The organism is Rhodopseudomonas sp. (genome assembly GCF_036404135.1).
In the GTDB taxonomy this organism is placed as follows: Bacteria; Pseudomonadota; Alphaproteobacteria; order Rhizobiales; family Xanthobacteraceae; genus Rhodopseudomonas_A.
Window position 1 is genome coordinate 1 of sequence record NZ_DASWPE010000020.1, and the last position, 9,154, is coordinate 9,154.

Annotated in this window: 8 protein-coding genes; 2 read left to right on the top strand and 6 right to left on the bottom strand. The window is 64.4% G+C overall.

The annotated features are described in order from the left end of the window. Positions 1-389: 389 nt before the first annotated feature. Complete coding sequence (locus tag VGC77_RS02295; protein WP_331169939.1) at positions 390-2,009, bottom strand: peptide chain release factor 3; 1,620 nt, start codon at positions 2,007-2,009, stop codon at positions 390-392. A gap of 163 nt (positions 2,010-2,172) precedes the next feature. Here VGC77_RS02295 and sugE point away from each other — a divergent pair, with 163 nt between their 5' ends. Beyond that, the gene (sugE, locus tag VGC77_RS02300; RefSeq protein WP_331169940.1) at positions 2,173-2,487 is read left to right on the top strand and encodes a quaternary ammonium compound efflux SMR transporter SugE; all 315 of its coding nucleotides are present in this window, start codon (positions 2,173-2,175) and stop codon (positions 2,485-2,487) included. Positions 2,488-2,521: 34 nt separating this feature from the next. Here the strand turns inward: sugE and VGC77_RS02305 are convergent, their stop codons facing one another. After that, on the bottom strand, positions 2,522-3,526 hold the full coding sequence (locus VGC77_RS02305) for an inorganic phosphate transporter (protein WP_331169941.1): 1,005 nt from the start codon (positions 3,524-3,526) through the stop codon (positions 2,522-2,524). A 14-nt stretch (positions 3,527-3,540) separates the two neighbouring features. Next, positions 3,541-4,185, bottom strand: coding sequence for a DUF47 domain-containing protein (locus tag VGC77_RS02310; RefSeq protein ID WP_331169942.1), 645 nt, complete (start codon positions 4,183-4,185; stop codon positions 3,541-3,543). Positions 4,186-4,768: 583 nt separating this feature from the next. On the opposite strand from VGC77_RS02310, the gene VGC77_RS02315 reads away from it, so the two are divergent. Beyond that, entirely contained in the window at positions 4,769-6,631 is a 1,863-nt protein-coding gene (locus VGC77_RS02315) for a DUF4407 domain-containing protein (RefSeq protein WP_331169943.1), read from the top strand. Between the two features lie 253 nt (positions 6,632-6,884). Here VGC77_RS02315 and VGC77_RS02320 read toward each other — a convergent pair whose 3' ends face one another. From VGC77_RS02320 to VGC77_RS02330, 3 genes are all read right to left on the bottom strand, one after another. Continuing rightward, entirely contained in the window at positions 6,885-7,340 is a 456-nt protein-coding gene (locus VGC77_RS02320; RefSeq protein ID WP_331169944.1) for a hypothetical protein, read from the bottom strand. A 306-nt stretch (positions 7,341-7,646) separates the two neighbouring features. Then, on the bottom strand, positions 7,647-8,615 hold the full coding sequence (locus tag VGC77_RS02325) for a branched-chain amino acid ABC transporter permease (protein ID WP_331169945.1): 969 nt from the start codon (positions 8,613-8,615) through the stop codon (positions 7,647-7,649). A 1-nt stretch (position 8,616) separates the two neighbouring features. Then, positions 8,617-9,154, bottom strand: a 538-nt coding sequence (locus VGC77_RS02330) for a branched-chain amino acid ABC transporter permease (protein ID WP_331169946.1), incomplete at its 5' end; no start/stop codon positions are given.

Consider the following 9,154-nt stretch of genomic DNA (forward strand, 5'->3'; position numbering starts at 1 on the left):
GAGAAAGAATCGCGACAACGCTACCCCCGCGCCGCGCGGCGCGCCTCCCCCCTCATTTCGGTGAGGGGCACTGCGCAAAGCTCGGGCGCTCAGCGTCGCGAGATCGCGAGCGGCTATCCCGAACGCATCGTGGCTGTTTGAAAATTTGCAGGCCTTGGCTCAGATCGCCGCGCCTTGCGGCGTCATCCTGAGGAGCCCGGCGAAGTCCGAAGGACGAAGCCGTGCGTCTCGAAGGATGAGCTGCGGAGCTTGTGCGGGCGCGTCGCCGCATCCTTCGAGGCTCGCGCAAGCGCGCTCGCGCCTCAGGATGACGGGGATCGTGTCCGCGGGTGCCGCCGGTGACGACGCCCCTCCGTAACCCGCATCCGACACGGCGGCGTGGAAAGCCCTCACCCCTTCTTCTTCACGTCCTTGATCGCGGAGAACACGATGCCCTCGGCGCGTTCGCGGGTGTAGCCGAGGTAGAATTCGTTCTTGGCCAGGAACACCGAATCGCCGTCGACGTCGTCGGCGACGCCGGAGCCGTTGGCGGCGACGAAGGCCTCCAGCGTCTTGCGGTCGTCGCAGGAGATCCAGCGCGCCAGCTGGAACTCGGAAACCTCGAAATCCACCGGCAGCTGGTATTCGGCGTCCAACCGCGCCTTCAAGACGTCGAGCTGCAGCGAGCCGACCACGCCGACCAACGCCGGCGCGCCGTCGCGCGGCCGGAACACCTGGACCACGCCCTCTTCCGACATCTGCTGCAAGGCTTCCTTCAGCTTCTTGGCCTTCATGGCGTCCTTGAGCCGGACCCGGCGGACGATTTCCGGCGCGAAGCTCGGCACGCCGACGAAGGTGATGTCCTCGCCTTCGCTCAGCGTGTCGCCGATCCGCAAGGTGCCGTGGTTGGGAATCCCGACCACGTCGCCGGCGAAGGCTTCGTCGGCCAGCGCGCGGTCCTGGGCGAAGAAGAATTGCGGGCTCGACAGGCTCATATTCTTGCCGGTGCGGACCAGCTTCGCCTTCATGCCGCGCGTCAATTTGCCGGAGCAAAGCCTTGCAAAAGCGATGCGATCCCGGTGGTTCGGGTCCATATTGGCCTGGATCTTGAAGACGAAGGCGGTCATCCCCTTTTCGTCCGCCTCGACCTTGCGCAGGTTCGATTCCTGCGCGCGCGGCGGCGGCGCGAATCTGCCGAGCCCTTCCAGCAGGTCGCCGACGCCGAAATTGCGCAGCGCCGAGCCGAAATACACCGGGGTCAGATGGCCCTCGCGGAACGCCTCGAGTTCGAATGGCTTGCAGGCCTCCGAGACCAGCGCCAGCTCTTCTTTCACCTCGGCGACGTCGAGATTGCCGCGACCGGCGAGATCGGCAATGTCGATCTGTTGCGCCGCGCCGGTCTTGGCACCGCCGCCTTCCAGCAAGCGCACGCCGCCGGTGGTGATGTCATAGGTGCCCAAGAAGTCCCGGCCGCGGCCGACCGGCCAGGTCATCGGCGTGGTGTCGAGCGCCAGGGTCTTTTCGATCTCGTCCAACAGATCGAAGGTGTCGCGGCTTTCGCGGTCCATCTTGTTGATAAAGGTGATGATCGGAATGTCGCGCAGCCGGCAGACCTCGAACAGTTTGCGGGTGCGCGCCTCGATGCCCTTGGCGGCGTCGATCACCATCACCGCGGAGTCGACCGCGGTCAGCGTGCGGTAGGTGTCCTCGGAAAAGTCCTCGTGGCCCGGGGTGTCCAACAGGTTGAACACCAGGCCCTCGAATTCAAAGGTCATCACCGAGGTGACGACCGAGATGCCGCGGTCGCGCTCGATCTTCATCCAGTCAGAGCGGGTGTTGCGGCGCTCGCCCTTGGCCTTGACCTGGCCGGCGAGGTTGATGGCGCCGCCGAACAGCAGCAGCTTTTCGGTCAGCGTGGTCTTGCCGGCGTCGGGATGCGAGATGATCGCAAAGGTGCGGCGGCGCGCCACTTCGGCGACGATCGAGGAATGCAGCGGCGACGGGTCGGCCGGGATGGCAATGTCGGACATAAGCGAGCCTGTGGCAGGGAAAGCGGGCGCAATCAAGGGCGATGTCGCGGCCGCCACAAATGGTTGCGCGGCAGGGCGGCGTCCTTCATATAAAGCCAAGAGGACGACCTCCCAATCACCCAAATTGCGCAGGGACGACCCTGCCCCCGTCGTGGAGGTCGTCATGGCCTGGCTTTATCTATTGGTCGCCGGTTGCATGGAAATCGGCTGGGCGATCGGGGTGAAATACACCGATGGTTTCACCCGGCTGGTGCCCTCGGCGCTGACGCTGTCCTGCATGGTCGGCTCGGTGCTGCTCTACGGGCTGTCGCTGCGGACGCTGCCGGTCGGCACCGCCTATGCGGTGTGGTCGGGGATCGGCGCGGTCGGCACCGCGGTGCTGGGCATCGCGCTGCTCGGCGAACCGGCCGACGCGCTGCGCCTGCTGTGCATCGGGCTGATCGTCGCCGGCATCGTCGGGCTGCGCATCGTCGCATAATCCGTCACATCACCGAATTGCGATAACGCCTTGGTCAGCGAAGAAAACTCGCCACCCAGAACGCGGTGGCCGCAACCATTGCCGAGGCCGGAATGGTGATCACCCAGGCATAGACGATGGAACTCGCCACGTTCCAGCGCACCGCCGAGACCCGCCGCGCGGCGCCGACGCCGACGATCGCGCCGGTGATGGTGTGGGTGGTGGAGACCGGCACGCCGAGATAGGTGGCCATGAACAGCGTCGCCGCGCCGCCGGTTTCGGCGCAGAAGCCCTGCATCGGGGTCAGCTTGGTGATCCGCAGCCCCATGGTGCGCACGATCCGCCAGCCGCCCAACAGGGTGCCGAGCGCCATCGCCGACTGGCACGCCAGCACCACCCAGAACGGCACCGAAAATTCGCTTCCGAGATGGCCCTGCGAATACAGCAGCACGGCGATGATCCCCATGGTCTTCTGGGCGTCGTTGCCGCCATGGCCCAGCGAATACAGCGAGGCCGAGGCGAATTGCAGGATGCGGAAGGCGCGATCCACCGCGAACGGGGTCGAGCGCACCGAGGCCCAGGACACGATCGCCACCAAGACCAGCGCCAAAAGGAAGCCGATCAGCGGCGACAGCACGATCGCCAAGAGCGCCTTGGTCAGCCCGCCCCACACCGCCGCGGCGAACCCGGCCTTGGCAAGACCGGCGCCGAGCAATCCGCCGATCAGCGCGTGCGAGGAACTGGAGGGAATGCCGAGCGCCCAGGTGATGATGTTCCAGACGATCGCGCCCATCAGGGCTGCGAAGATCACCTGGGCGTCGATCACGCTGGGCTCGATGATCCCGGTACCGATGGTGGTGGCGACGTGCAGCCCGAATACTGAGAACGCCACGAAATTGAAGAACGCCGCCCACAGCACCGCATATTGCGGCCGCAGCACCCGGGTCGAGACGATGGTCGCGATCGAATTCGCCGCGTCATGCAGGCCGTTCAGGAAGTCGAACAACAGCGCGATTGCGATTAATCCGACCAGGATCGGAAGACCCAGCGTAGCGTCCACTGCGCGGCCCTGCCCTATACCTGTTCGATGACGATGCTGTTGATCTCGTTCGCGACGTCGTCGAAGCGGTCGGCAACTTTCTCGAGGTGGTCGTAAATCTCGGCGCCGACGATGAAATCCATCGCGCTGGCGTTGCGGTGCTTGAGAAACAATTCCTTGAGGCCGATGTCGTGGAGGTCGTCGACCCGGCCTTCCAGCTTGCCCAATTCCTCGGTGATCGCAGTCAGCATCGCCACATTGGGGCCGATCGATTTCATCAAGGGCAGCGCGCGGCCGACCAGATTGGCGCATTCCACCAACAGGGTGCCGATTTCCCGCATCGGCGGCTCGAACGAGCGCACCTCGAACAGGATCACCGCCTTGGCGGTCTGCTGCATCTGGTCGATGGCATCGTCCATCGATGTGATCAGGTTCTTGATGTCGACGCGGTCGAACGGGGTGATGAAGGTGCGGCGCACCGCGGTCAGTACCTCGCGGGTGATGGCGTCGGCGTCGTTCTCGAACTGGCTGACCCGCTGGCAATAGACCGGGGTCTCGTCGCCGCCGCGCAGCATGTCCTGCAGCGCCTCGGCGCCCTGCACCACGGTTTGGGAATGCCGGGCGAACAGGTCAAAAAACCTCTCCTCCTTTGGCAGAAAGGCACGAAACCAACGCAGCATTGAAAAGCCCATTGTTTATGACGGGGCGCCGGACGGCTGCCCCTGTCACAGGAGCGTCATAGACCATTTCCCGGGCTGGCAGGCAATTGCGGTGGGTCAAAGCGCGGTCATCCCCCGCTTTATGGTGCCCCGATACGCTCCACCGGCTCGGAGAGGCGGCATAGGCCCGCCGTGCGGTTTCAGCAAGCCCGCTTTTGACCCGCCCCGGCCGCGCGACGCCGGCAAATTCCGCTGGTCAATTTACGTTTTGTTAGGAATGATCGGCGAGCGTTCGAATCGCGCTGATCGCTCGACCTAGAGTTGATCGATCGGGTGCGTGATCGGGATCATCCAAAGGATGGTCGCGAGGTCTGAGGTAGTTTCTTGCTGGCGTCCAACGCAGCCGGATCGGCGCGTCTGAACGGCCCTCGACGCACCCATGCTGTCCCCCGTTGTCTCCGACGGTAGGCCAGTATCGGTAACGCCTTAACCTGTGGATCGCTGCGCGTCTGCGACCGCCTGCGGGAATGTCGCCGCGCCAGCCAACTTAACTTTTCCTTAATTCGTCACCAGACCGCGGTCGACATCGCAGAGTGGGACAGCCATGATTCGTACAGCACTCAACTTCATCGCAGGCGTCGATCGCAAGACCTTGGAAAGCTGTCCGGCGACCGACAAGATGTGGGCAGCGCATCTGGGATTCTCGTTGTGCCTGTCCTTCGTCGTGGTGTTGGGCATCTCGTTCCACGCCACCGGCTACATGATCGCCGATGTCGGGACCCGGCTGCTCGCCGCGGTCGTCATCGCGCTGACGGTGCTGATGTTCGACCGCGCGCTGTGCCAGTCCGACTGGTTCTACCAGGGCGCGCTATGGACCAAGGGCGACGCCGCGGAGGCCGAGGCCGAGAGCCAGCAATCGACCTGGCGGTTTGGCCGCATCGCGATCCGGCTGGCGATGTCGTTCGGGCTGGCCTGGGTGATCGCGATGTTCCTAGAGCTGGCGATCTTCTCCGGCACCATCGACGACAAGATTGAGCGCGACCGCGTCGCCGCCAACCAGCCGATCTATCAGAAGATCGAACAATACAACCAGCAGCTCGGCGGCGAGATCGATCGCCGGCAGGCCGCCGTGGCCGCTTTGGAGGAGCTGCTGCACAACGCACTGACCGAGGCGCCGGCCGCCGACGCCGCGGCGCAGGGCCGCTCCAACGACATCGACCAGCAGATCAAGGCGCTGGCGGTGCGTGAAGCCGAGCTCCGCGCCGAACAGCGCGAGATCCAGCAGACCGTGCAGCGCTACGCCGCCGACATGAACGCCGAGGAACTCGGCCAGAAGCTCAGCCCGACCAATAGCGGCCGGCCCGGCGCCGGCCCGCGCTATGAATTCGCCAAGCGGCAGAAGGAGCTATACCAGGCGCAGATCGCCGCCCGCGACGCCGAGATCGCGCAATTGCACGCCAAGAGCGATGAGCTGCGCGGCGCCGAGGCCAAGATCGCCGCCGAGACGCTGGCCGCGCGCAAGCTGGAGGGCTCGGCGCTGGACGGCAAGCGCAATGCGCTACAGGCGCAGGTCGACGCCGGCCGCGCCGAAGTCAAGCAGATGGAGGCCGAGCGGCTGGCCAGCGTCGAGCAGTTCCGGCGCAAAGCGCTCGCCGAATCCTACTTCCAGGAGAAGAAGGACAAGGTCGATCCGCTGACCAGGATGGCGGCCTATCAGGAATTGAAGAACGATCCGAAGGACGGCGGCACCATGGCGCTGTTCTCGTGGATGACCCGGTTCTTCATCATCTTCCTGGAGATCGTGCCGGTGGTGGCGAAGATCTTCTTCTCGCCGCCCAGCGTCTATGCCGCCAAGATTCAGGACGAGGTGGCGCGCGCACGCCGCCGGATCCAGGAGGCTGCGGACGAGCCGTTGCCCGAGCCCGAACCGCAGCCGGCGCCGGCGACGCGGCTCGCGCCCGGCGTCGCCAGCCGGCTCTTCGAATCGATCTTCGGCAAGCCCGACGCGCCGAGCCAGCAGCGCCGCGACCGCGTCGCGCGGGTGCCGGTGCGGGATCGCACCGCGCGCTCGCCGCTGCCGCGACTGGTGCCGCTCGACCTCGCCCCCCGGCATAGCGAGCGGCCGGCGCGCGGTTCGGCCGCGGCGGTCGTGGCCAGCCGGCCGCCCGCGCCCCCGCTCCGCCATGAGCCGGTCGCAGACCCTGCTATTGTTCACGAGGTGCCGCGTCCTGCGATGGCGAGCCAGCCACAGGTTCAGCCGCCGATCGGCGACGACGCGCCCCGGAGCGACGCGTCGCAGAGCAAGACCGCGAGCGATGATCTGTTCAGCGAGAGGGGTGCGCGCGAGTTTCCGACGCGGCCGATCGCCGCGCGACCGCCCTCCCCGCTGCCGGCCGCCGCGCCGCAGAGCAACGGCTTCGTGCCGCTGCAATACTCACTGCAATACGACCTGCAGCAGCGTTCCTAAGAGTCGGGCCGAAAAAGCAGCGCGCAAACCAGCAGGGCTCTGTCATTGCGAGCCGAGGCCGGCGCGGAGCGCCGACCGAGAAGCGAAGCAATCCAGGAGCCGCTCGCGGAGCCCTGGATTGCTTTGTCACGCTCATCCGCCGCCAAGCGCGGGCCTGCTGTTGATCCGCAACGCCATCGCGCCGAGCTGACCTTGAACGCAAAAAGGGCGGCGTGGATTGCTCCGCGCCGCCCTCTTCTCGGACGATGAGTGATTAGTTGATCCGGGAGATCTCTTTGCGCGGCTCTGAGGTGGTGCCGTAGACCTGCGGATCGAGCGTGGTCGACTTGGTGACCACCGGCTTGTTGGCGCGATAGACCTGAAACACGTACCAGGCTGCGACGACCACCACGGCCAGCGCCACCTGGTTCGCCGGCAGCACCAGCGACAACGCGATCAGCACCACGGCCACGGTGCCGGCTTTCACCACCTTCTCGCGATCGGCGAAGATCGTTCCGAAACGATCCCAGTTTTCGGCCTTCCAGAACGGCGCGGTGAAGCGGTCCAGACCAAAGCCGGTCCATGCGCCGTTGAATCCGAGATTGTAGGCCCAGAGCAGGAACAGCGCGACCGAGAACGCGACGATGGCGACGATGGCCCCTACGGGACCGGCGGCGTAGCCGATGACGACTACGAGAGCGGCTGCAAAAGCAGCGATCCAATATTGCATGTGATTACCTTTCACCCGATTTCGGGTGCCTTTTCAGGTTGTATCTCTCTCTTGAGAGACGTCGGGCATTGAGAATCACAATAATAGGACGGTTTTTGTCTCTGCATGATTAAAATGATCGATTCAGAACTAGAACTTGCGTCGCTTTTCAACGGTTTACGCGCGTTTCTAGTACTTCATTACCATTTTATCGCTTGCTGATCATCGTGCAGATGTATTGACCTCGCAACATCTCAATGACGGGCGCGCGCGATCGTTCGGTCGGCCGCCATTGCGCCGTGAAAAAATCTCGACGGCGGTATCTTATTACAGCGAACGTTTGAAGTAGTGCGCAATTTCGCCGATCACGCCGCGGCGGAAGGTCAGCACGCAGATCACGAAAATCGCGCCCTGGATCACCGTGACCCATTGGCCGAAGCCGGCCAGATATTGCTGCATGGCGATGATCACAAAGGCGCCGACCACGGGGCCGTAGATGGTGCCGAGACCGCCGACCAGCGTCATCAGCACGATCTCCCCGGACATCGTCCAGTGCACGTCGGTCAATGAAGCGTTCTGCGCCACGAACACTTTCAGCGACCCGGCAAAGCCCGCCAGCGTCGCCGACAGAATGTAGGCCAGCAGCTTGTAGTGATCAGTCTTGTAGCCGAGCGAGATCGCGCGCGGTTCGTTTTCGCGGATCGCCTTCAAAACTTCGCCGAACGGCGAATTGATCGCGCGGTAGATCACTAGAAAGCCCAGCAGGAATCCCACCAGGATCACGTAATACAGCGTGGTCGGGTTGCCGAGCTTGATGAAGCCGAACAGTTGGCCCTGCGGAATGCCCTGGATGCCGTCCTCACCATGGGTGAACGGCGTCTGCAGATAGACGAAGTACAACAACTGCGACAGCGCCAGTGTGATCATCGCGAAATAGATGCCCTGGCGGCGGATCGCGACCAGCCCGGTGACGACGCCGAGCGCCGCGGCGGCCAAAGTGCCGGTCACAATGCCAAGTTCGGGCGGCAGGCCCCACACCTTCAGCGCGTGAGCGGTGACGTAGCCCGCGGTGCCGAGAAACATCGCGTGGCCGAACGACAACAGCCCGCCATAGCCTATCAGGAGGTTGAAGGCGCAGGCCAGCAGCGCAAAGCACAGCCCCTGCATCACGAAGAACGGGTAGACACCCGTGAGCGGCACCACCAGCAGCAGCCCGGTCATCACCAGGAACGCGATCATCTCGTCGCGCACCGGCCGGCGGGTGGTGGGAATGGCATTTTCGGTGATGGTGGTCATGTCAGGTCGCCCGTCCCGTCAGTCCCGAGGGTTTCACCAGCAACACCAGCACCATCAGCACGAACACCACGGTGTTGGAGGCCTCGGGATAAAAATACTTGGTCAGGCCCTCGATGATCCCCAGCGCAAAGCCGGTGATGATCGAACCCATGATCGAGCCCATGCCGCCGATCACCACCACCGCGAACACCACGATGATCAGGTCGGCGCCCATCAAGGGCCGCACCTGGTTGATCGGCGCCGACAGCACGCCGGCCAGCGCCGCGAGCCCGACGCCGAGTCCGTAGGTCAGCGTGATCATCCGGGGCACGTTGATGCCGAAGGCGCGTACCAGCGTCGGATTTTCGGTGGCGGCGCGCAGATTGGCGCCGAGCCTGGTGCGTTCGATCAGGTACCAGGTCAACAGGCACACCACGAGCGAGAACACGACCACCCAGCCGCGATAGATCGGCAGGAACATGAAGCCGAGATTCATCCCGCCCTTCAGTTCGTCCGGGATCGCATAAGGCAGACCGGACGAGCCGAAATAGTTCTGGAAC

Excerpts from the sequence above, each read along its gene's own strand:
- VGC77_RS02295 (WP_331169939.1), bottom strand. The coding sequence starts at position 2,009 with ATGTCCGACATTGCCATCCCGGCCGACCCGTCGCCGCTGCATTCCTCG.
- sugE (WP_331169940.1), top strand. The coding sequence starts at position 2,173 with ATGGCCTGGCTTTATCTATTGGTCGCCGGTTGCATGGAAATCGGCTGG.
- VGC77_RS02310 (WP_331169942.1), bottom strand. The coding sequence starts at position 4,185 with ATGCTGCGTTGGTTTCGTGCCTTTCTGCCAAAGGAGGAGAGGTTTTTT.
- VGC77_RS02315 (WP_331169943.1), top strand. The coding sequence starts at position 4,769 with ATGATTCGTACAGCACTCAACTTCATCGCAGGCGTCGATCGCAAGACC.
- VGC77_RS02320 (WP_331169944.1), bottom strand. The coding sequence starts at position 7,340 with ATGCAATATTGGATCGCTGCTTTTGCAGCCGCTCTCGTAGTCGTCATC.
- VGC77_RS02325 (WP_331169945.1), bottom strand. The coding sequence starts at position 8,615 with ATGACCACCATCACCGAAAATGCCATTCCCACCACCCGCCGGCCGGTG.